Raw genomic sequence first — 20,599 nt, forward strand, 5'->3', positions numbered from 1 at the left:
CCTCAGAACCAGATGCGCAGGCCGGCGACCCACTGCCGGTCGAAGACTGCCTGATGATCAGCGCGGGCGAAATCGGCCGTGGTGCCGAAGCGGCGCGTCCAGACTACGCCAAGATACGGCGCGAACTCGCGCCGTATCTCGTAGCGCAGGCGCAAGCCCAGCTTGGCATCGGTGAGGCCGCTGCCGATGCCGCGTGCCGGGTCGGACTTGCCGTGCAGATTGACCTCCAGCTCCGGCTGCAGGATCAGCCGCTGGGTGAACAGCAGCTCGTAGTCCGCACGCAGGCGCGCCGCGCTGCGACCGGATGGCCCGACGTAGGCGGTTGCCTCGACCTCGAACCAGTACGGCGCCAGACCCTGCACACCGAACGCAGCCCACTCCCGCTGCGGGCCGGCGCCGAAATCATGGCGCACGCCCAGCTGCGTGCTCCAGAACGCGGCGACGGCGTGGTTCCACAGCGCCTCGACCTCGCCGTCGTCGACCCTGCCACCGCTGCGTTCGCCCTCGCTGCGCAGCCACAGCTTGTCCGCGTCGCTGCCGTACCAGCCTTCGGCCTCCCACGACTGGCCGTTGCCGTCGCGGCCGTGGAACGCTTCCAGTTGATCGACCAGCAGCATGCCGGCGGGTGTGCTGCCGTGCATGTGCAGGGCGTGCGCGGGGCTGGCGGCGATGCCGTCGGAATAATCGCCGCTGCGTGCGTCCGCGGGCGCGTGCTCGCCCTGCGCCGGCTCCGTGTTTGTGCCCGCGCCATGCGCCTGGCCGTGGCTCATGCCGTGCACCGACGTGTGATCCATGCCGGGCATGACGTGGGTGGATGCCGCCGGCGCGGGCGTCGGCGCGCCGTGATGCATGGAGCCGTGATCCATCCCGTGCACCGAGCCATGGTCCACCGCCGTCGGCGCCGCGCTGCTGGCCGGAGCCGGTGCGCTCTGCGCCGTCGCCGCCAGCGGCAAGGCCAGCAGCAGCGCGGCCAGCCACGCCGCGCGACGCAGAACAATCGAGGTGTCGCGACGCTTCGTGCTCATGCCACCACCACCTCGCGGAACATGCCCGCCTCCATGTGGTACAGCAGGTGGCAGTGGTAGGCCCAGCGGCCCGGCGCGTCGGCGGTCACCGCGTAGCTGATCCGCTGCGCCGGCTGCACGTTGATGGTGTGCTTGCGCACCTGGAACTGGCCATCCGGATTTTCCAGCTCGCTCCACATGCCATGCAGGTGGATCGGGTGGTTCATCATGGTGTCGTTGACCAGCACGATGCGCAGGCGCTCGCCGGTGTTGAAATGGATCGGCTTGGCGTCGGAGTACTTGATGCCGTCGAACGACCACATGAAGCGCTCCATGTTGCCGGTCAGGTGCAGTTCGATCTCGCGGCCGGGTTCGCGCGCGTCGAGCGGGCCGCCGACGGTGTGCAGGTCGGCGTAGGTCAGCACGCGGCGGCCGTTGTCGCGCAGGCCGATGCCCGGATCGTCGAGATTGCTGCGCGGCATGTCGACGCGCATGTCCACGCCGGGGCCGTATTCGGTGCGGGCGTGGTGCACAGGGAGTGCGGTGGTCATGCCGCCATGATCCATGCTGCCGTGGTCCATGCCGGGCATCGCGGCATCACCGCCGCCATGGTCCGCGTGCGACATCGCGCCCATCATGTCCTGCATGCCCAGCCACACGCGCCGGTCCAGCGCCGGCACCTCGGCTTCCATGCCTGCACGCGGAGCCAGCGTGCCGCGCGCGTAGCCGCTGCGGTCGATCGACTGGGCAAACAGCGTGTACGCGCGCTCCTCCTGCGGCTCGACGATCACGTCGTAGGTTTCGGCTGCCGAGATGCGGAACTCGTCGACCGGCACCGGCTGCACGTCCTGGCCGTCGGCGGCGATCACCGTCATCTTCAGGCCGGGAATGCGCACGTCGAAGATGCTGGACGACGAACCGTTGATGAAACGCAGCCGGATCTTCTCGCCGGGCCTGAAGATGCCGGTCCAGTTGCCGGCCGGCGTCGTGCCGTTCATCAGGTAGGTGTAGGTGTAGCCGGAGACGTCACCCAGGTCGGTCGGGTTCATGCGCATCTCGTTCCACATCCTGCGCTTCGCCAGCGCCTGGCCCAGCCCCTTCTCGCGCACATCGCGGAAGAAGTCCGGCACGGTGGGCTGCGCGAAGTTGTAGTAGTCGCTCTGCTTTTTCAGCTTGGCGTAGATGCGCTCGGGGTCCTCGTCGGTCCAGTCGTTGAGCATTACCACGTAGTCGCGATCCGTGGGGTAGCGCTCGGGGCCTGCCGGTTCGATCACCAGCGGGCCGTACAGCGCGTTCTGCTCCTGGAAACCCGAGTGCGAGTGATACCAGTAGGTGCCGCTCTGGCGCAGCTGGAAGCGGTACAGAAAACTCTCGCCCGGCGCAATGCCGTCGAAGCTGAGGCCGGGCACACCATCCATCCGGAACGGCAGGACGATGCCGTGCCAGTGGATCGAGGTGGGCACGCGCAGGCGGTTGCTCACGCGCAGGTTCACCGTGGTGCCTTCGCGCATGCGCAGCAACGGACCGGGCACACCGCCGTTGACGGTGGTCGCCGGCCGCGGCACGCCGGTGAAGTTGACGGTGCGCTCGACGATGTCCAGCGCAAAGTCGGTGCCGCTGAGCACGGTGGGCTGTCCCGGGCTGGTCAGCGCCCAGGCGTTCGCGGGCCGCAACAGGCCAAGGCCGGCTGCCGCGCCGCCCAGGGCCAGGCCCTGCACGAAACGTCGCCGCGACAGGTCGGTCGCAGGCATGGGGGGAAATGGATGCACGCAGGTCTCCTTCGGGGAAGGCACCGATGGCCGGTGCCGACACGGGCCGCCGTCCACGCTCGCCGCCAGGCGGGCATGCAGGCACGGTCGCAGCGAACGAGGATCAGCCGGCTGGCGGCCGCAGCGGTGGCGCGTGCACGACGCTGGGCGCGGACGCGAAGGGAGGGAAAACGTGCAGCGGTTCCGGCGCCGCCGGCACCAGAGCAGCCAGGGTGGCCGCCTGCAGCAGGCTGCCGCACGCCGCCGCGCAATGGGCTGACGCCATCGCGTCGTGCTGGCCGAGGCCGTGGTCGGCGCAGCAGCCGGACGCGACCGGCATGGCATCCGGACCATGATCGACCGCGTGCGCGACGGACGGTGCCGGCGCGCCCCGCAGCGCGTCGCCGGTCATCCCGCGCGGCATGCCGTGCACCGGTGCCAGCACGAGAATCAGCCACGCCAACCATGCCATCGCCCGGAGGGACGGCAAGCGTGCGGCATGGCGAAGCAGGTGATTCATCGGCACAGCATAGGGTCGGTGCCGGCCAGTCTCAACTCTGGACATGGGTCCATCGGTCCCATGTTCGGCACGCGCCATGGTTCGTCGGTCACCCGACGAACTACTTGGTATAGCCCATGTGCAGCGTGATCTTGTCGCCGACTTTCAGGTTGGCCACCGAAGCCGGCGGGAAGTGCACGCGTAGCGACATGCCTCCCGCGTCCGCCTCGACGATGCCGGTCTTGGCATCCACCGACCTCACCGTGGCCGGCATCATGTGCATGCTGCCGTTCTTGTTGTGGCGCATCATCTTGTGATGCATGCCGCCCATATGGCCCATGCTGCTCGACGCCGGTGCCGGCGCCATCCCTCCGGTGTCCTGGGCGCTGACCGTGCCGAATGCCAGGCAAAGGCCGACAGCGGCCGTCGAAACCATGATTCTTGGCAGGAACTTCATGATGATTCTCCGCGCAGGTGGACGGCCGGAGCCGCGCGTCCGGCCGGTTGCAACGCTGCAACAAGCGGAGCCTGCACCGGCCCATGTGCAGGAAAGGTTACGTAGCACCGGGGGAGCACGGCATCGGCCCTCTATACTGGGTGTCCCCATTCCCGTGACCGCCATGAACTACCGCCACGCCTACCACGCCGGCAATTTTGCCGACGTCCTGAAACACGTCGTGCTGCTGGCACTGATCGAGTCGCTGCAGGCCAAGCCCGCACCGTTTTGCTATATCGACACCCATGCCGGCAGCGGCAACTATCCGCTGGACGGTTTCGAGGCAGGCAAGACCGGCGAGTTCAAGGACGGCATCGCGCGCCTGCACCCGGCGGAGAAACTGCCGCCGCTGCTGCGTCGCTGGCGCGACGGCATCCTGGGCAGCGCCGACAACGCGCAGGGCCTGAAGCGCTACCCCGGCTCGCCGCTGCAGGTCGCCCGCCTGCTGCGCCCCGGCGACAGCGCCCAGTTGTGCGAACTGCACACCGAGGCGGCATGCAAGCTGCGCGACCTGTTCCGCGGCAACCCTCAGGTGCACGTGCACGAGCGCGACGGCTACGAGGCGCTGAAGGCGCTGGTGCCGCCGCAGGAGAAGCGCGGCCTGGTGCTGATCGACCCGCCTTACGAGGCGCAGGACGCCGAGTACAAGCTGATCGAGCAGGCCCTGAAGCCGGCGCTGCAGCGCTGGCCCACCGGCGTCTACGCGGTGTGGTATCCGATCAAGCTGCGCAGCCAGGTACAGCCGTTCCTGCGCCGCCTGCAGCACAGCGGGGTGAAACGCGTCCTGCGCGCCGAGCTGCTGGTGCACCCGGACGATTCGCCGCTGCGCCTCAACGGCTCAGGCATGGTCATCCTCAACGCGCCGTGGAAACTGGACGATGCCCTGCGCGAACCGCTGCGCGTGCTGGCCGGCCTGCTGGCGCGCGAGCGTCCGGCCACGGTAAAACTCGACTGGCTGCTGGACGAGGCCGGCAGCCAGCTGAATACGCCCAGCCCCCTGCCCGCCTCGCGACTACCGCCCAGGCCGAACCGTCGCTAAGCTGGCCCCGTCTTTCGCGTCCGTCCAGGAGCCACGACCATGCGCCACCGCCCCGCCCCGCTGCTGATCCGGCTCGCCCTGCCCGCCGCCTTGCTCGTGCTGGCCGCCTGCGCACCCGCGCCGATCTACAAGACCACCGGCAACGCGGTGCTCGCCACCCCCGCGCAAGTGGCGCAGACGCCCGAGCAGTACAGCGGCAACGAAGTCATCTGGGGCGGGCGCATCGTGCACGTCAGCAATTTCCAGGACCACAGCGAAATCGAGCTGCTGGCCTATCCGCTGGATTCCTCGCAGCGGCCGAAGGCGAATGACAGCGGAAACGGCCGCTTCATCGCCGTGCTGCGCGGCTACATCGAACCGCTCGACTACCCCGCCGGCGCGCTGATGACCGTCGACGGCAAACTCAACGGCACCCGCGGCGGCCAGGTTGGCCAGGCTGACTACCTGTTCCCGCTGGTCGACGTGGCGCAGTCCCACGTCTGGACCGCCGAGGAAATGCAGAAGGGTCGCAGCAACGTGCACTTCGGGCTTGGCGTGGGCGTCGGCATCCGCTGAGTCGCTGTCCGGAGGCGGGCACCCCGCCTCACGGCCTCGCCGCGGAGGCAGCAGGCGTCCGCCGCCATCTCGCGGAGAGGCCCGGCTGGCGTCCATTACAATGGCCGCCCGTTTCCCGCCCGAGCCCGCGCATGTCCAGCCACGCCAACCCGATCAAGGCCATTTTCCTCGCGCTGGGCGCGAACTTCGCCATCTTCGTGGCCAAGCTCGCCGCCGCCGTGGTTACCGGCTCCGGCGCGATGATGGCCGAGGCGGTGCACTCGCTGGCCGACTGCGGCAACCAGGGCTTGCTGCTGCTCGGCATCCGCCAGGCCAAGCGTCCACCGTCCGACGAATTCCCGCTGGGCTGGGGTCGTGCGCTGTACTTCTGGTCGTTCCTCGTCGCCATCCTGTTGTTCAGCGTGGGCGGCATGTTCTCGATCTACGAGGGCGTGCACAAGCTCACGAATCCCGAACCGCTCAAGTGGCCGTGGCTGGCGATGGGCGTGCTGGTGTTCGGCATCGTGGTCGAAGGCATCTCGATGCGCGGCTGCATGCAGGAAGTGAACAAGGCCCGCGGTGACCAGGATCTGTGGACGTGGTTTCGCCAAACCCGCTCCAGCGAACTGCTGGTGATCTTCGGCGAAGACCTGGCCGCCCTCGTCGGTCTCTGCCTGGCCGCCCTCGCCATCGGCGCCACCATGTTCACCGGCAACCTGATGTTCGACGCCGCCGGCACCATCGCCATCGGCACCCTCCTGATCGTCGTCGCCGTGCTGGTGGCGATCGAGGTGAAGGCGCTGCTGATCGGCCAGGGCGTGGAACCGCGCCGCCGCGACGAGCTGATGGGCTTCCTGAAGAACCGCCCCGAAGTCGCCGAAGTCCTCAACCTGATCACCCTGCAGATGGGCGCCGACGTGATGGTGGCGGTGAAGGCGCGCATGCAGCCCACCGCCAGCCTCATCGAAGCCATCAACACCGTCGAGGCCGCGATGAAGGCCGAGTTCGGCGACGTGCGCTGGAGCTTCTTCGAGCCGGACAACGCGGATTGATCATCGGCGAGGGAAAGCCATGTGACAACGTGTTGTTCGTCGCAAGCGCCCGCGCCATCACCCCCCGGTGGCTGGTCCCGCCACCGGTGGTCGGACGCCAAGAAGTTTTCCGATAACGGTCTTGCGCACCAGAGCGTGATAGCTGAGCAGGCAAAGTGCGAACGTTGCCATGACGGAGATCGCAAACTTCGCCCCCCACCACAGCTCCATGTCCATCAGTCGGTACTGAATGACGAACAGGACCGGGAGATGGATGATATAGACCCAATAAGACGAGTCGGAGAGGTAGCGCAACAGACAGTTGCCCCGATTCAGCAACGATCGGCCGGCGACGAGGCAAACGCAGGTCATCCAGACGCTGACGCAGGCTTCGACTGCCGCGATGGGCAGCGTCGCAGACGGCTCCGCGGCGGTGGGCACGTGCCGCTTGAGCAGATACCAGAACACACCGTACAGGCCCAGGCTTGCCAGCAGCAGCCACGATGCGAAACGGCGGAAGCGCTCGATCAGGGCCTCGTGGCCGAAAAGCAGATAGCCGAACGCGAAGAATGGTCCATAGAACCCGAAAGCCCAGAACTTGGGAAACAGGCTTTCTGGTGCGGGATGCGGAGCGGTCACCGAGGCGAGCGCCGGCACCAGCAACAGGGGTAACAACGCCAACTGCCACGCGGGGTTCAGGCCACGCACCAGGTTCCCGACCTCCCCCAGCTCCAGGCTTTTCGCCGCCCAGATCAGGACATAGAAGAACAACAGGTAGTAGAGGAACCACAGGTGGCCCGTACCGGGCGGCAGTGCTGGTGGGTTCGCCATCAACGAGAACTGCTTGATCATCACCAGCACAGGTGACGGGTTCTGCACGCTCGCCGCCGCATGCAGCGTGCTGTAGCTCATCGCGGCGAGCACCAGCGGGCAAAAGATCACCAGCGGCAATGCGATGCGCCGCATGCGATTGAGGAACATGCCGCACATACCACGCTTGCGCAGGAGCATCGCCGCAAAGAAGCCCGCAACCAGAAAGAACAGCGGCATGCGAAACAGGTGCAGGAACCAGATGCACCAATCAAGGGCAGGCGATTGCGCGCGATCGGCCGTGGGAAAATACGGATGCAGGAGCGGGCTGTAAGCCAGCGCGGCGTGGAAAACCACCCCGGACAACATGGCCAGCGCGCGCAGGTTGTCCATGTAATGAAAGCGCATTGTGTCGTGCATGGCGAGACCTCCGAACAGGTCGGACGGATTCATCGGAATGGTGCATGGCCGCGCTTCGACTCCACCCGCTGCGCGGGCTACGCCTGTCCTGAGCTTGTCGAAGGGCTAAGCGTGAACGGGGATCAGTTCAGTAGAACGATTTCTTTCGGCAATGCACCCAGCCGGTCGCGATGAGGACCGCAACGCCGACCACCAGTTGGCCAAGCAGGATCGACACCACGACCGGGCCGAATACGATGGTGTCGGTCTTGACGTGGTCGCTGATCGCCGGGAGCTGCCCCAGAAGCATGATGAACGGATTGATCAGCACCATGCTGCTGATCATGGCGAAAATGTTCCACCCCTCGGATTCGACTGCCATGGCGACGCTCAACGACACGGTGTACGCCAGCAGCACGTGTCCGAAGATCAACAACGACAAGACGACGAGCCCGTCCGGTAACGGTGTGAACAGGATCACCAGCATCGTTCCAGCGAGCATCACCAAGAACGGCACGAGAAACGTGACCAGGCTGCCGACCAGCTTGGCCAGGTAATAGTCCAGCGGCGTCACCGGCAGGCTCATCACGAACGCCAGCGTGTGCTCCTTGCGTTCGACCAGCAACGAGGTGGAGATCGAGAAGCACGAGGCAGAGACCAGCACGATGATCAGCAGCAGCGAGCCAAGATAGAAACTCCAGCCGGTGGCCATGCCGATCAGGCACAGCGCCACGATCCCGGCGAGCACGCAGGCCGCGAGTTGTTTCTGGAACAGGAGCCAGTCCTTCGCCACCAGGAGCTTGATCACCGGCAGGTTGAGTGACGAGAAATTCATGCCACACCTCCAGCGCGCACGGTGGTGACGAAAATATCTTCCAGGCTCATCGGCTCGGTGCTGCGAATTTCCACGCCCTTCGCCTGCAGGCGTTTCAGCAATCCGTCGCTGAACTGGCGCACCTTCAGTTCCAGGATCGAACCGTTCTGTCGCGCCGCGGCGATTTCGGGCCACGCGATCTTGTCCGGCAGCCACGCTCCCAGGCAGACGATCCGGCGCCAATCGTCGAGGAATGCTTCCTTCTCCCTGGACGCCAGCAGCGCGCCGTCGTGAACGAAGGTGATGGTGTCCGCCATCTGCTCGATGTCCTTGGTGTTGTGAGAGGAAAAGATCACACTGCGCGCTTCGTCGCGAAGAACATCGGCGAGCGCCTCCAGCACCTCGTCACGCGCCACCGGGTCGAGGCCCGTGGTCGGTTCATCGAGCAACAGCAGCCTCGGCCGGCGGGCGAAATTGAGCATCAGCAGCGCTTTAACGCGCTGCCCGTGCGAATACCCAGTCATCGTCTGTTCCGCGCGCAGGTCGAAGCGGCGAAGCAGCTCGGTGGCGTACGCCTCGTCCCAGCCCGGATAGATCGCACGCACGAAATCCATGTGCCAGCGCAAGGTCCGGGTCTTGAACAGGCGCATGTCTTCCGTCGCGAATCCCAAGTCCTTCTTCGCGGCAACTTGTTGCGCCGGCATGGCATGTCCAAGCACCTCGACCGCACCCGCATCGGCCAGTGCCAGACCGCTGAGAATGCGTAGCAACGTGGTCTTGCCCGCGCCGTTTACTCCCACCAGCCCCATGACCTGCCCCTCGGGCATGCTGAGATCGATGTCCCGGAGCGCGAAGTTCTCGTAGCGTTTGGTCACTCCGGACAGGGAGAATGCAGTCGTCATGGTGTGGATCCTTCAGTGGAATCGGCGGACCAGTCGGCCTGCTCGTCAAGCAGTCGCCGGATATCTTCCGCGGATAGGCCAAGCCGTCGGGCGCTGGCCAACATGGCATCAAAGTGCTGGGTGAACTCGGCACGCAGCAAGGTTGTCGACAAATCCCGCGATTCGGCCACGAACGAACCCATGCCGTGCCGCGTCACGATCACCCCGGCCTGGCCCAGCTCCGCATAGGCGCGCTTGACCGTGATCACGCTGACCCGGCTGGCACTCGCCAACTCCCGGATCGATGGCAACGGCTGGCCCGCCGGCCAATCACCAGCCATCACCTTGGTGGTGATCTGGTTGACGATCTGCTGGTACATCGGCGTGCTGTCGCTGACCGACAGGAACAGTTCGGGGTCGATCTGTGCATACTTCATATACACAGTATACCCACCAAGTTCTGTGCCGTAAAGCCATCGGGACACTCGGCAGGAAAGCTTCCATCGGACAACCATCGGCAGAAGACATCCGGAGCGGATTTCCGCCTTTCATGGACATGTGGCGCGGATGGCTCGGGCGGCTGCTCAAGCAACGAGATGCCGAGCATTACATCGGGCGGCAAAAGATCGACCGCATCGGGGAAGCGAAGACTTTTCGGCTAGGTGCGTAAAGGCGAGGAGTTGCACACGCCACCCAAACTGACGACGGTCGCATACCGATCACACGCTACAATTCTCTTTAGCACTTCTGCCCGGGATCCCTCTGCCCCATGCGCAATCCCCTGCAAGAACAACTCCTCAAGGCCGGCCTGGTCAACAAGGCCAAGGCGGCGCAGGTCGTGCGCGAGCAGGCGAAGAAGCACAAGGGCAAGGGGCCGGCGGCACCGAGTGCCGAGCAGGTGGAGGTGGAGCGGTTGCAGGCGGAGAAGGCCGAGCGCGATCGTGCGCTGGCGGCGGAGCGCAATGCGCAGCTGCGGCAGAACGAAGCGCACGCGCAGGTGCGCCAGATTGTCGAGGCGCACAAGGTGAAGCGCGATGGGGAGATTGCCTATCGGTTCACCGATGGCGGCACGATCAGGGATGTGCTGGTGAACGAGGCGCTGCGTGCGCAGTTGGCCAGCGGCACGCTGGTGATCGTGCGGCATGATCAGGGTTATGAATTGCTGCCGCGTGTTGCGGCCGACAAGGTATACGAGCGTGATGCGACAGCGATCGTGCTTGATCACGCGCGTAGCGAAGCCGGTAGCGGCAATGGTGCGGACGACGACTATTACAAGCAGTTCCAGGTGCCGGACGATTTGATCTGGTAGGAGCCCGCTCGCGGGCGATGCAGTTGCTTTTGCGAATCCCGAATCCCGAAACCCGGCTTTCAAGGCATCGCCGCGCCAGCGGGCTCCTGCAGGGACGGGGGTGGCCTCGGGGAACGGTTACGGCGGGTTACGCCGCGGTTCCAGCAGATCCCAGCCGTTGCCGTACAGATCATCGAACACCGCTACCGTGCCGTAGGTCTCATGCCGCGGCTCCTCGCGAAAGTGCACGCCTTCGGCGCGCATGCGCTGCCAGTCGCGCTGGAAGTCGTCGGTGTGCAGCAGCAGGAACACGCGGCCGCCGGTCTGGTTGCCGATGCGGGAAGTCTGTTCGTCACCCTTCGCCTTGGCCAGCAGCAAGCGGGTTTCGCCGGAACCGGGCGGCGCCAACAACACCCAGCGCTTGCCGCCGCCCATGTCGGTGTCTTCGATCAGCTCGAAACCGAGCGCGCGGGTGTACCAGGCGATCGCCTCGTCGTAGTCGGCGACCAGCAGCGCAAGTGCGCCGAGATGCTGCTTCATGGCTTGCCTGCCTTGAGCACGGGCAGCGGGCCCAGTCCGGACTGCAGTTTCTTCGTGAGCCTGGTGCGGATCAGCGTATACGCGTCGAGGATGAGCGCCTGCAGCTCCGCCGTGGCGAAACGTCGTGGTTCGGTGACCGACACCCAGCGCATCCGCGCCAGGTACGGGGCCGGAATGACACCAGGCAGGTCGGTGAGTTCGAGGAATCGCTCGTCCGCCACCTTGAACGCCAGGCGCCCGCCCTCGCGACCATCGGCATGGGTCATGGCGAACATCTTGCCGCCCACGCTGAACACCAGGTTGTCGCCCCACTTGATGTCGCGCGTTACGCCGGGCCAGCGGCTGCACAGCCGCTGCAATTGGGCCACGGTGATGCCGCGGGGTGGCTGGTCGGTCATGCAGGCTGCTCCGCCGGGGAATCCGCATCCATTGTGGGGTGTTGCGCAGGCGCTGTCTTTGTCCTGCGGCGCATCTTGTGGCGCAACATGAATGACCGGAAGTGACGCCAAAGCTCACCTCATCATCATGATCTGTCGGCGGTTGCCCGTTGCATAATCATGCTGCATTGCACACAATACGCAAAAGTATGGAGCGCCCATGATTCCCGCGATCGACTTCGTCTCCCCCACGCCGCATGCCTCGCTGCCACCGCGAAGCAGCCTGCGCTTTGCCCGCAAGGCCCTCGCGCCGGCGGCCGGCGAGAAGGTGCGTACGCAGGACGAACGGGAGCTCACCCTGCGGGCGATCGAACCGGGTGACGTGGCGGCGATGCAGCGCTGTTTCGCCCGCCTGTCGCCGGAGGAGATCCGTCGCCGCTTCCTGCACGCGATGTCTGAGCTGCCCACGCCGATGGCGCAGCAACTGTGCCGGATCGACCCGACGCGCGAAACCGCCTTCGTGCTGATGGACGAATCCCTCCACCCGGCCGAGATGCGCGGCGTGGGGCGCATCTACGTCGACGATACCACCGACACGGCCGAGTTCTCCGTGCTGGTGGAGCATGCCTGGAGCCGCATCGGCCTCGGCGCGCTGCTGATGCAGCGGCTGGTCGACGATTGCCGGCGCCGTGGCCTGTACGAACTGTGGGGCTACGTGCTGCAGGAAAACCGGCCGATGCTGCAACTGTGCAAGGAGCTCGGCTTCACCCAGCGCGCGATTCCCGACGAACCGGGCACCATGCTGATCACCTTGAAACTGTAGGACAACTCATCACGGCGCCATGATCGGGAGCGGCGGGCAGTGCCCGCCCCGCACGGCCCGACTGGAGCGCCGCGTTACACTTGTCGGCTATGCCCAGCCCGATCAAGCATCCTCCCCTCCCCACCACACCCAGGCAGCGCCGCTACTGGTTGCCGCCGCACGGCTCGGCACGCGCCTTGCTGCTGGCCGAGGCGGCGCGCACGCATGAAGGCCTGCTGGTGGTGGTGGCGCGCGACACCCAGCGCGCACAGGCGCTGGAAGCGGAGCTGGGCATCTTTGCCGATGATCTGCCGGTGCTGCAGTTCCCGGACTGGGAGACGTTGCCCTACGACGCGTTCAGTCCGCATCCGGAGATCGTCTCGCAACGCATCGCCACGCTGTATCGCCTGCCTGGCGTCAAGCGCGGCGTGCTGGTGGTGCCGGTGGCCACGCTGATGCAGCGGATCGCGCCGCGTACCCACATCACCGGCTCCGGCCTGGTGATGTCGAAGGGTCAGCAGCTCGACCTGGCCGCCGAGCAGCGCCGACTGGAAGCGTCCGGTTACCGCCACGTGCCGCAGGTGGCCGAGCCGGGCGACTTCGCGGTGCGCGGCGCGTTGCTGGACATCTTTCCGATGGGCACTGCCGAGCCGTACCGCATCGAGTTGTTCGACGACGAGGTCGACTCGATCCGCAGCTTCGATCCCGAGACGCAGCGCTCGCAGCAGCAGGTGGAACGCGTCGAGTTGTTGCCCGCCCGCGAGTTTCCGCTCACCGAGGAAGCGGCGAAGGAGTTCCGCTCCAATCTGCGCGAGCGCTTCCCGATCGACGTGCGCCGCTGCCCGCTGTACCAGGACATGAAGGAGGGCGTCACGCCCGGGGGCATCGAATACTACCTGCCCTTGTTCTTCCGGCAGACCTCCACGCTGTTCGACTACCTCGCCGAGGACGCGCTGTTCGTGCTCGGCGAAGGCGCCGGGGAAGCCGCCGACCAGTTCTGGGCACAGACACTGGAGCGCTACGACCAGCGCGCGCATGATATCGAGCGCCCGGTACTGCCGCCAGCCGAGCTGTACCTGCCGCCGGACAAGCTGCGCGAGCAGCTCAACAAGCGCCTGCGCGTGGACGTGGTCGAGCCCGGCCACGAGCACGCCATCGACACCGGCACCCAGCCGGCGCCGGAGCTGCCGCTGAATCGCAAGGGCGAGGAGCCGGCCACCTCGCTGCGGCATTTCCTCGCCGGCTACCCGGGCCGCGTGCTGATCGCGGCGGATTCGGCGGGACGGCGCGAGGCGCTGGTCGATACGCTGGCAAGCGCGGGGCTGAAACCCGAGCACGTCGATGACTGGTCGGCCTTTCTCGCTCGTCATCCCGGTGAAAGCCGGAATGACGAACAAAACCTTCCGCGCTTCGCCATCACCATCGCACCGCTTGAGCAGGGCTTTGCACTGACCAAACCGGTGTTGACCGTGCTCACCGAGCGCGAGCTTTACGGCGAGCGCGTGCGCAACGAGCGCGAGCGCAAACGCCGGCGTGGCACGGCGCGCGATCCCGACACGATCATCCGCGATCTCACCGAACTCACCGTCGGCGCGCCGATCGTGCATGTGGATCACGGTGTGGGCCGCTACCAGGGGCTGCTGTCGATGGACGTCGGCGGCATGGCGGGCGAGTTCCTCACCATCGAGTACGCCAAGGGCGACAAGCTGTACGTGCCGGTCTCGCAGCTCGGCCTGGTCAGCCGCTACTCCGGCACCGCGCCGGAGCTGGCGCCGCTGCACTCGCTGGGCGGCGACGCGTGGGAGCGCGCGCGCCGCAAGGCGGCGGAGAAGGTGCGCGACGTCGCTGCCGAGCTGCTGGCGATCTACGCGCAGCGACAGGCGCGCGGCGGCGAGTCGTTGCCGATCGACCGTCAGCTGGTGGAGGAATTCGGCTCCAGCTTCCCGTTCGAGGAAACTCCCGACCAGGAAAGCGCGATCGAGGCGGTGCTGGACGATCTCGCCGCGCCGCGCGCGATGGACCGGGTGATCTGCGGCGACGTCGGCTTCGGCAAGACCGAGGTCGCGCTGCGCGCCGCCTTCGCCACCGCCACCGCCGGCAAGCAGGTCGCCGTGCTGGTGCCGACCACCCTGCTCGCCCAGCAGCACTACCGCAACTTCGCCGACCGCTTCGCCGACTGGCCGGTGCGCGTGGATGTGCTGTCGCGCTTCAAGTCCACCAGGGAAGTGAACGAAGCGCTGAAGCGCCTGGCCGACGGCCAGATCGACGTGATCGTGGGCACGCACAAGCTGCTGCAGTCGGACATCAAGTTCAAGAACCTTGGCCTGGTCATCGTCGACGAGGAGCAACGTTTCGGCGTGCGCCAGAAGGAACAGCTGAAGAAGCTGCGTGCCGAAGTCGACCTGCTGACCATGACCGCCACGCCGATCCCGCGCACGCTGAACATGGCGATGGCCGGTTTGCGCGACCTGTCGCTGATCGCCACCCCGCCGGCACATCGCAGCGCCGTACGCACCTTCATTTCGGTGTGGGACCCGGCGACGATCCGCGAGGCGCTGCAGCGCGAGCTGTCGCGCGGCGGCCAGGTGTACTTCCTGCACAACGAGGTGCAGAGCATCGAGCGCACCGTGCGCGAGCTTGAGGAGCTGGTACCCGAGGCGCGCATCCGCATCGCCCACGGCCAGATGCCCGAACGCGAGCTGGAAGGCGTGATGGCGGATTTCCACCGCCAGCGCTTCAACGTGCTGGTGTGCACCACCATCATCGAAACCGGCATCGACATCCCCACCGCCAACACCATCATCATCGACCGCGCCGACCACTTCGGCCTGGCCCAGCTGCACCAGCTGCGCGGCCGCGTCGGTCGCTCGCACCATCGCGCCTATGCCTATCTGGTGGTGCCCGACCGCAAGTCGATCACCGCCGATGCGCAGAAACGGCTGGAGGCCCTCGCCTCGCTGGAAGAGCTCGGCGCCGGCTTCACCCTGGCCACGCACGACCTGGAAATCCGCGGCGCCGGCGAGCTGCTCGGCGACGAACAATCCGGCCAGATCCAGGAGATCGGTTTCGGCCTGTACACCGAATTGCTCGATCGCGCGGTACGCGCGCTGAAGTCGGGCAAGGTGCCGGACTTCGACCTGAGCTCCGAGCACGAGACCGAGGTCGAACTGCACCTGCCCGCGCTGATTCCCGACGATTACCTCGGCGACGTGCACACGCGCCTGACCCTGTACAAGCGCATCGCCAGCGCCCGCAGCGAGGATGACCTGCGCGACTTGCAGGTGGAGATGATCGACCGATTCGGCCTGCTGCCCGAACCGACGAAGCAGTTGTTCGCCGTGGCCAGCCTGAAGCTGATGGCCACGCCGCTGGGCATTCGCAAACTCGACTTCGGCGCCAACGGCGGCCGCATCGTGTTCCGCGAGAAGCCGGAGGTCGATCCGCTGGCCATCATCAAGCTGATCCAGACCCAGCCGCGCGTCTACAAACTGGATGGCCAGGACAAGCTGAAGGTGATCCTGGACCTGCCCGGCGCCAGCGAACGCATCCGCAGCGCACAGGACGTGCTGGCGCTGCTGGGCGCGCGTCGCCCGCGCTGAGCGCGGCAAGCTCAGACTCCTCCGTCGGCAGGGAAGCCACGACCGGGCTGCCGGAATCACCTTGCCGACCCGGGTGTCGGGAGTGACCCAAAGCGTCCGCTTTGGTCCCTGCAGGCCGTTCCCCTGGACCATCAGAGCATCGCCCCGCCCTCCCCGCCGCCGCCGGTCGCCTCTCCCGGCAAGCCACGACATGGCATGACCCGTGCTTGACATCCTGGCTTTACATCGTGCAGCGTTGGAGGTTGGCCTTCTTTGCACCCCTGCAGGCCAGTATCCACGGACAAATCGACTCACGGACCACAGAAAAGCCCTGCGCGCGTGCTCCCCCGCAAGTCGCGCAGAACAGGGAAAGCCGAGTGGAGAAGCCGGTCACATTTTCAGCACGCCACCGCCAACGCATCCGCGCATGGATGCTGGGGCTCGGCTTGCTGCTGCTCGGGATCGGCGCAGCCCATGCCGACGGCATGCCGCTGAATGGGGCCTGGCAGGAAGTTGTCGCCGGTGACACGCCACAGGGCGTGATGGACGCCTACCACGCCGGCCGCATGAAGAGTTTCGACCCGTCCATGCTGCAACGCTTTCCGCGCAACGAGCTGGGCAGCTGGGTGGTGATCGCGGCGCAGCCGCCGTGGAACAACGAGGATCGCGTGCTCACCGTGTACCCGGCGCCGATGGGTGCGATCAGCGTGTTCCACGGCGACCGGGTGCATCGATTGGCGATGAACGATTTCAGCGCCCACGGCCACGGCCACGGCCGGCTGGCGTGGCGCGTGCCGGCGGACCTGTCCGCATCCACGCCGATCCTGCTGCGCGTGGAACCGACGCAAACCGTCAGCGCGCCGATCCGCTTTCGCATCCTGTCGTGGGACGAGTATCTGCAGCGCGACACCCAGTGGCTGGTGTTCGCCAGCATCTGCTTCGCGGTGATGCTGGCGATGGTGATGATGGCGTTGTTCTTCTCGCTGATGCTGCGCGACATCACCTACGCCTGGTATGCCGGCTACATCGTCTGCTACGCCCTGATCCAGGGCATGCAGACCGGTTTCGTGTTCCATCCGCTGCGCTGGCAATGGCTGGTCGACTCCAGCACCATGGTCGGCGCAGTGGCGGTGGCCTTGTCGGTGACGTTCGCCTCGCTGTTCATGATGCGGTTCTGCGACCTGCGCCGCCATGCCCGGCTGCTGCAGGTGCCGGTGATCGCCGTGGCCGTGGGCATGATCCAGCTGGTGCTGATGCGCTGCAGCGGCATCCCGTTGCTGGTCTCGATGGCACAGGCCCTGCTCAACCCGTTGCTGATGATCGGCGCGCTGCTGTTGCTGGTGGCCGGGGCAATCGCCGCGCTGCGCGGCTCGCGCCAGGCCTGGTTTTTCCTCGCCGGCTGGACGCCGTTGCTGCTGCTGACCGCGCTGACCAGCGCCCAGGTCAACGGCGCCCTGCCCCGCATCGACTGGCTCAACGATCTCAGCCTCGCCGGCGGCGCCTTCGAGGCGATGGTGCTGTCGCTGGGCCTGGCCGATCGCGCGCTGCAGTTGCGCCAGGATCGCGACGTGGTGCAGGTGCTGGCCGACCACGACGCGCTCACCCGCCTGCTCAACCGCCGTGCCTGGACCGAGCGTGCCGAAGCGCTGCTGGCCAGCAGCCAGGCGCCTTCGATCGCCGTGCTGTTCCTCGACCTGGATCACTTCAAGCAGCTCAACGACCACCACGGCCACAACACCGGCGACCGCGCGTTGGTGGCGGTGGCCACCACGCTCAGCGCGGAACTGCGGCCGGGCGACCTGTTCGGCCGCTACGGCGGCGAGGAGTTCGTGGCAATGCTCGACGGCATCGACGCGCAGGAGGCGATGCAGGTGGCCACCCGCCTTTGCCGCCGCGTGCACCGGCTGGAGATTCCGGTGCGCGACGAGCAGCAACTGCTCAGCGTCAGCATCGGCGTGGCCATGCGCCAGCGCGGCGACACGCTCGAATTGCTGATCGACCGCGCCGACCAGGCGATGTATCGCGCCAAGCTGCGCGGCCGCAATCGCGTGTGCATGGACGAATTCACGAACCGCTCCGCGCACGCCGCCGGCGAAAAGCGCCTGCGCGTGGTGGAGACGCGGCGCGAGGATCGCTGAAGCGCGGCGCGCCAGCCAGCGAAGGTCCGAACAAGTCGTCACCCCGGCGGAGGCGCGCGGTTGTCCAGTCATGATCCTGACCCCACTCGCGACCGATGGTCGCGGGAGCCCGCTCGCGGGCGATGCGTTGGCTCTTACAAATCCCGATCCCGGCCCCAAAGGCATCGCCCGCGAGTGGGCTCCTGCGGGAGGCGATGGCTTCGATGCCCGGTCACGGCCACCGATCCTGCCGTACCTGACCCAGCGGCGTGACGGTACGATGCCGGACAGCGACAAGCTCTACCAGCCCTTCGACTGTTGAAACGCGCCTCGCGGGAACGACGGGCAAAGACGTGGTCAGAGCATGCCTAGCCGACGAGCGCGTGCGCTGCCGCCACCACGTCGGCCTCGCCCGGAAGCACCAGCAGCGCCGCCCCGGCCAGCGGGGTGAAGGTGTCGGCACCGACCACGCGCTTGATCGGAGTGGCGCCGCAGCCGCCCTCGACGATCGCGGTGATCACGCCCTCGCCCACGCCGGCGCTCTTGCGGCCTTCGTCCAGCACCAGGATGCGTTTGGCGGTCTTCGCCTGCGCCGCGATGAAGGCGTCGTTGAGCGGCGCCAGCCAGCGCAGGTCGACCACGCGTACCTTCCACTTCAGTTCCGCTTCGATCGTGCGCGCGGCGCGCAGCGCCATCGGCACGCCGTTGCCGAAGGTGAACACCACCAGGTCGTTCGCCGCGTCGTTGTAGATGCGGCCCTCGCCCAGCGTCATCGCCTGGTCCGGCGCCGGGTAGTCGAACTGCCACTGGCCGTCGCCGGCCTCGTACAGGTCCTTGGTCATGTACAGCGCGATCGGTTCGAGGAAGGCGCACACGCGACCGTCGACCTTGGCCAGCGCCATCAGCGTGCGCAGCATCATTGCCGCGTCGTCGCCGCGGCTCGGGCAACCCACCACCAGGCCGGGAATATCGCGCAGCGCGGTGATCGAGTTGTCGTTGTGGAAATGGCCGCCGAAGCCCTTCTGGTAGCCCAGCGACGCGACCCGCATCACCATCGGGTTGCGGTACTGGCCGTTGGAGAAGAACTGCAGCGACGCCGCCTCACCGCGGATCTGGTCGCAGGCGTTGTGGAAGTACGCCAGGTACTGGATCTCCGGCAGCGACAGCATGCCCATGTTCGCGTAGCCCTGGGCCAGGCCCAGGATCATCGTTTCATCGAGCAGCGTGTTGAACACGCGGCTGCCCTTGAAGGTCTTGTTGAGGCCCTTGGTGACGGTGTACACGCCGCCCTTCTGCGCCACGTCCTCGCCGAACAGCAGCGCCTCGGGATACTTCGCCAGCAGGTCGTGCAGGGCCTGCCCGATCTGGATCGCCAGGTGCCGCGGCGGCAGTTTCTCCGGCAGCTTCGCCTCGCCGCCGAATACGGCCAGGCGCTTCTCCGCGTAGTCGGCACGCGTGGCCTCGGCCTTCACCGCGGCCGGCGTGTACGGCGCCAGCGGGGCCATCACGTCCTCCAGCGAGGTCAGCCGATGGCGCGAATCCGCGTCCTCGGCAGCGGCGAAGCAGCGCCTGCGGGTGGCCTCGTACAGGTTCAGCAATTCATCCTTCGAATACAGGCCGGACGCCAGCGCGATGCCGGCCGAGCGCAGCAGCGGGTCGGTCGCCTCCACCGCGAACAGCTCCTCGATCGAGCGCCACTCGATCTCGAAATCGGTGCCGGCGTGGCCCATCACGCGGGTGGTCTTGAGGTGCAGGAAGGTCGGCCGGCGCGTGCCGCGGCAATGCTCCACCGCACGCTGCACCTGGGCGTAGCCTTCGGCGAGGTCCAGGCCGTTCGCGAAGAAATAGTCGAGATTGGCACGATGCTGGTAGTTGGCCGCAATCCAGCCGCTCGGCGTCTTCACCGAGATGCCGATGCCGTTGTCCTCGCACACGAACAGCACCGGCGCCGGCAGTTTCTGGTACGCCGTCCACGCCGCGGTGTTGAACGCGGTCTGCGCGGTGGCATGGTTGCTGGAGGCATCGCCGAACGAGCAGATCGCGATGCTGTCGTCGGGAATCGGCAGCTGGTGGCCGATCCGCCGCGCCTGCTCGATCGCCACCGCAGTGCCCAGCGCCTTGGGCAGGTGCGAGGCGATCGTCGAGGTCTGCGGCAGCACCCACAGCGGCTTGCTGCCCCACACCTTGTGGCGGCCGCCGGAAGCCGGGTCGTCCTTGCTGGCGGCGAAGGACAGCGCCGAATCCATCACCGGGTCCATCCCCGGAATCTTGCGGAAGCGCTCGGCCATGAAACCGCCGGAGCGGTAATGCAGGAAGGCCGGATCGGTGTGGCGGGTCAGCCGCGCCACCATCGCGTTGCCTTCGTGGCCGGACGAACCGATGGTGTAGAACACCTTGTTCTGCACGCGCAGCACGCGCGCCATCAGGTCGAGGTGGCGCGAGATCAATTGCGATTCCAGCAGTTCGCGAAAACCGCGTGCATCCAGCGCGCTGCCCGGCAGCACCGCCTCGCCGTCACGCGGTGCGGCATGCACGTCGCCGCGCCACAGCTGCACGAACTCGATGAAGTTCTGGTCGACCACTTCGGCGCGGTTGAAGCCCTTGTGGCGGGAACTGATGGCAAACGGAATGGCGGTCATGGC

The 20,599-nt window shown here is 66.7% G+C and carries 19 protein-coding genes; 8 read left to right on the plus strand and 11 right to left on the minus strand.

Annotation, left to right across the window (positions count from 1 at the left end):
• Nucleotides 1–2 precede the first annotated feature (2 nt).
• The 4 genes from ACVCMG_RS04000 to ACVCMG_RS04015 form a co-directional block, all read right to left on the minus strand.
• The gene (locus tag ACVCMG_RS04000) at nt 3–1,025 is read right to left on the minus strand and encodes a copper resistance protein B (RefSeq protein WP_447114928.1); all 1,023 of its coding nucleotides are present in this window, start codon (nt 1,023–1,025) and stop codon (nt 3–5) included.
• The gene (locus tag ACVCMG_RS04005; protein ID WP_447114929.1) at nt 1,022–2,755 is read right to left on the minus strand and encodes a copper resistance system multicopper oxidase; all 1,734 of its coding nucleotides are present in this window, start codon (nt 2,753–2,755) and stop codon (nt 1,022–1,024) included. Before ACVCMG_RS04005 ends, ACVCMG_RS04000 begins: the two co-directional genes overlap by 4 nt.
• Before the next feature lie 121 nt (nt 2,756–2,876).
• A complete protein-coding gene (locus ACVCMG_RS04010; RefSeq protein WP_447115389.1) occupies nt 2,877–3,224 on the minus strand; it encodes a hypothetical protein in 348 nt (115 codons plus the stop codon).
• Nucleotides 3,225–3,372: 148 nt separating this feature from the next.
• On the minus strand, nt 3,373–3,708 hold the full coding sequence (locus ACVCMG_RS04015) for a hypothetical protein (protein ID WP_395117609.1): 336 nt from the start codon (nt 3,706–3,708) through the stop codon (nt 3,373–3,375).
• A gap of 163 nt (nt 3,709–3,871) precedes the next feature.
• Here ACVCMG_RS04015 and ACVCMG_RS04020 point away from each other — a divergent pair, with 163 nt between their 5' ends.
• From ACVCMG_RS04020 to ACVCMG_RS04030, 3 genes are all read left to right on the plus strand, one after another.
• Nucleotides 3,872–4,786: a 23S rRNA (adenine(2030)-N(6))-methyltransferase RlmJ gene (locus ACVCMG_RS04020; RefSeq protein WP_395117607.1), complete on the plus strand. Its 915-nt coding sequence runs from the start codon at nt 3,872–3,874 to the stop codon at nt 4,784–4,786.
• A 39-nt stretch (nt 4,787–4,825) separates the two neighbouring features.
• Nucleotides 4,826–5,341 carry a Slp family lipoprotein gene (locus ACVCMG_RS04025; RefSeq protein ID WP_447114930.1) on the plus strand — a complete coding sequence of 172 codons (516 nt, stop codon included), beginning with the start codon at nt 4,826–4,828 and terminating at the stop codon, nt 5,339–5,341.
• Between the two features lie 131 nt (nt 5,342–5,472).
• On the plus strand, nt 5,473–6,372 hold the full coding sequence (locus ACVCMG_RS04030) for a cation diffusion facilitator family transporter (protein ID WP_447114931.1): 900 nt from the start codon (nt 5,473–5,475) through the stop codon (nt 6,370–6,372).
• Between the two features lie 57 nt (nt 6,373–6,429).
• On the opposite strand, the gene ACVCMG_RS04035 is transcribed toward ACVCMG_RS04030, so the two are convergent.
• The 4 genes from ACVCMG_RS04035 to ACVCMG_RS04050 form a co-directional block, all read right to left on the minus strand.
• Complete coding sequence (locus tag ACVCMG_RS04035) at nt 6,430–7,614, minus strand: acyltransferase family protein (RefSeq protein WP_447105925.1); 1,185 nt, start codon at nt 7,612–7,614, stop codon at nt 6,430–6,432.
• Nucleotides 7,615–7,708: 94 nt separating this feature from the next.
• On the minus strand, nt 7,709–8,395 hold the full coding sequence (locus ACVCMG_RS04040) for an ABC-2 transporter permease (protein ID WP_447105924.1): 687 nt from the start codon (nt 8,393–8,395) through the stop codon (nt 7,709–7,711).
• Nucleotides 8,392–9,276, minus strand: a complete 885-nt coding sequence (locus ACVCMG_RS04045; RefSeq protein ID WP_447099207.1) for an ATP-binding cassette domain-containing protein — start codon at nt 9,274–9,276, stop codon at nt 8,392–8,394. The genes ACVCMG_RS04040 and ACVCMG_RS04045 overlap by 4 nt, the downstream gene beginning before the upstream one ends.
• Nucleotides 9,273–9,692 carry a GntR family transcriptional regulator gene (locus ACVCMG_RS04050; RefSeq protein WP_447105922.1) on the minus strand — a complete coding sequence of 140 codons (420 nt, stop codon included), beginning with the start codon at nt 9,690–9,692 and terminating at the stop codon, nt 9,273–9,275. Before ACVCMG_RS04050 ends, ACVCMG_RS04045 begins: the two co-directional genes overlap by 4 nt.
• A gap of 332 nt (nt 9,693–10,024) precedes the next feature.
• Here ACVCMG_RS04050 and ACVCMG_RS04055 point away from each other — a divergent pair, with 332 nt between their 5' ends.
• On the plus strand, nt 10,025–10,564 hold the full coding sequence (locus tag ACVCMG_RS04055; protein ID WP_447099209.1) for a DUF2058 domain-containing protein: 540 nt from the start codon (nt 10,025–10,027) through the stop codon (nt 10,562–10,564).
• Nucleotides 10,565–10,681: 117 nt separating this feature from the next.
• Here the strand turns inward: ACVCMG_RS04055 and ACVCMG_RS04060 are convergent, their stop codons facing one another.
• Together ACVCMG_RS04060 and ACVCMG_RS04065 are read right to left on the minus strand one after the other, a co-directional pair.
• Nucleotides 10,682–11,083 carry a VOC family protein gene (locus ACVCMG_RS04060; RefSeq protein WP_447114932.1) on the minus strand — a complete coding sequence of 134 codons (402 nt, stop codon included), beginning with the start codon at nt 11,081–11,083 and terminating at the stop codon, nt 10,682–10,684.
• The gene (locus ACVCMG_RS04065; RefSeq protein ID WP_447114933.1) at nt 11,080–11,481 is read right to left on the minus strand and encodes an MmcQ/YjbR family DNA-binding protein; all 402 of its coding nucleotides are present in this window, start codon (nt 11,479–11,481) and stop codon (nt 11,080–11,082) included. Before ACVCMG_RS04065 ends, ACVCMG_RS04060 begins: the two co-directional genes overlap by 4 nt.
• 199 nt (nt 11,482–11,680) lie before the next feature.
• Here ACVCMG_RS04065 and ACVCMG_RS04070 point away from each other — a divergent pair, with 199 nt between their 5' ends.
• From ACVCMG_RS04070 to ACVCMG_RS04085, 4 genes are all read left to right on the plus strand, one after another.
• Complete coding sequence (locus tag ACVCMG_RS04070) at nt 11,681–12,283, plus strand: GNAT family N-acetyltransferase (RefSeq protein WP_395117581.1); 603 nt, start codon at nt 11,681–11,683, stop codon at nt 12,281–12,283.
• 89 nt (nt 12,284–12,372) lie between these two features.
• The gene (gene mfd / locus ACVCMG_RS04075; RefSeq protein ID WP_447115390.1) at nt 12,373–15,861 is read left to right on the plus strand and encodes a transcription-repair coupling factor; all 3,489 of its coding nucleotides are present in this window, start codon (nt 12,373–12,375) and stop codon (nt 15,859–15,861) included.
• 356 nt (nt 15,862–16,217) lie between these two features.
• Entirely contained in the window at nt 16,218–17,978 is a 1,761-nt protein-coding gene (locus ACVCMG_RS04080; RefSeq protein ID WP_395117579.1) for a GGDEF domain-containing protein, read from the plus strand.
• A 70-nt stretch (nt 17,979–18,048) separates the two neighbouring features.
• Nucleotides 18,049–18,279 carry a hypothetical protein gene (locus ACVCMG_RS04085; RefSeq protein ID WP_447105918.1) on the plus strand — a complete coding sequence of 77 codons (231 nt, stop codon included), beginning with the start codon at nt 18,049–18,051 and terminating at the stop codon, nt 18,277–18,279.
• A gap of 46 nt (nt 18,280–18,325) precedes the next feature.
• On the opposite strand, the gene ACVCMG_RS04090 is transcribed toward ACVCMG_RS04085, so the two are convergent.
• The gene (locus ACVCMG_RS04090; protein WP_447114934.1) at nt 18,326–20,596 is read right to left on the minus strand and encodes a thiamine pyrophosphate-dependent enzyme; all 2,271 of its coding nucleotides are present in this window, start codon (nt 20,594–20,596) and stop codon (nt 18,326–18,328) included.
• Between the last annotated feature and the right edge of the window lie 3 nt (nt 20,597–20,599).

It is taken from the genome of Rhodanobacter sp. UC4451_H18 (genome assembly GCF_052978225.1).